Raw genomic sequence first — 1,528 nt, forward strand, 5'->3', positions numbered from 1 at the left:
TCAGTGGTCACATGCTCCGGAATATGCAGTGCGGCCAGCAAGCCGCCCTTGCTGACCATATCGACCGCATCCTGACCGTAGCTTTGTGCGAAATCAGCGTCAGTTTGAAAGGTTTGCGGTCCATTTGCAGCAATGCGCGCTGCCATATTTTTCACAATATCTTTGTTCTTGCTGTATTTATCTTTAATCATGGCAATTTCCGATTTGGTTTTTTGAACGGCGAAAGTCCTGTCTCGGTAATGAGGTGCTTGTATTCACAGCAATCCATTACCGACTTGAATTGCGATTGGAGTTATTCCCTCGGCCTGTTTGATCGTCGCGGTCATGATGGAATCAACAACGGTGGGCGCGTAATTCAGGCCCAGACCGGCTCCGAGCCCGACTGCAAACGTCATCAGGTTTTGCCGGGCGATGCCCATGAAAATACCGACCAGGATCATGGACATGGCAACGACTTTTCCGAGTGTCCCTTCCACCCAGTCAGTGATGTTGACCCAGATATCATTGAACTCTGTGCCACCCGTTCCGGCTGCGGCGGTATCCGTTCCCGCGAGAACAGCGGCAACGCCAATTGCGGCAAGGGCGAGAGGCATCGCGGCAGTTTTGGTAAGTTTGATCTTTATTGTCATTGTCCAGCCTTTGCTGTTGTTAGAGGATTTAGTTTCGGTGTGGATTGGGGAGCTGGTGTTCCGATAGACCAGCGCCGGGGTTCGATTTCGGTGAAGACATAGCTCGACACATGCAGGTCGCCATTTACGTCTTCACGAGGGGCAATCCAGATCCGCATTACCTGGGCGGGCGTGCGGACAGGGATTGGTTCGGTGGGCGTTCGCGTTGTTGCGAAGGCTGCATTTCGGATCGGTGCGGTGCCTGCGGAGGGCGGGGTGTCACCGGATAAGTCATCAACGCCAGCTGCAATGCTGTTCATTGCAGCGGGAACCTGACCATCATTTGTCATGGCATAGACGTCGCGCGCGGACTTACAGGCCACACCTGACGGCATACCCGGGCAGGCATAGTCGGAGCTTCCGATGTTGAAGGGGGACGCGCATCCGGCGAGTGTGAATGCTGACAGCGCAGCCAAGAGGGGGAGCTTGGAGGCCACAGGCCGATCTCCTGAAAAAGGTTTCATGAAAGGTTTGGAAGCAGCCGTTATTTTGGGGTCAGCCGGGTGCCACGCTTGACGATGATGTCAATCTGTCGCCCTGCATCAATCTCGATCACGGGGAAAATGCCGTCCGCCATGTCGATGTAATACTGGGCAACTTTCTCAAGCGCAGTGGATGATCCGGAGATGGCGGCGTTAGCCATCAGGTCTCCAGACAGCATTGACTGGAATTGAGCTGTCGCGGTTGCATCCGTCGAGATGACCGGGATTGGATCCGACTTGAACGCTTCAGAGACGCCGCTCAGGAACCCTGCCATCAGGCTTTTGGCAATGATTTGACCTTGCTTGGAGACAAGTCTGCCCCGCACGCCAGCTTTGCCATCCTCACCGATGGCGTTGTTGCACAATTTGGTTTCGTGC

4 protein-coding genes are annotated in these 1,528 nt (G+C 54.6%); all 4 read right to left on the reverse strand.

All coding sequences use genetic code 11. The features are described from left to right. The coding region (locus tag E1297_RS01920) for a hypothetical protein (RefSeq protein ID WP_155133200.1) at window positions 1-191 on the reverse strand (191 nt) is incomplete at its 3' end. Window positions 192-254: 63 nt separating this feature from the next. Further along, window positions 255-629: a TraA family conjugative transfer protein gene (gene traA, locus E1297_RS01925; protein WP_209015587.1), complete on the reverse strand. Its 375-nt coding sequence runs from the start codon at window positions 627-629 to the stop codon at window positions 255-257. Beyond that, window positions 626-1,105, reverse strand: a complete 480-nt coding sequence (gene traV / locus E1297_RS01930) for a type IV conjugative transfer system lipoprotein TraV (RefSeq protein ID WP_209015588.1) — start codon at window positions 1,103-1,105, stop codon at window positions 626-628. The genes traA and traV overlap by 4 nt, the downstream gene beginning before the upstream one ends. A gap of 47 nt (window positions 1,106-1,152) precedes the next feature. After that, on the reverse strand, window positions 1,153-1,528 hold a 376-nt coding region (locus E1297_RS01935), incomplete at its 5' end, for a TraB/VirB10 family protein (protein WP_196223128.1).

The sequence above is a fragment of the Roseibium sp. RKSG952 genome (genome assembly GCF_009711355.1).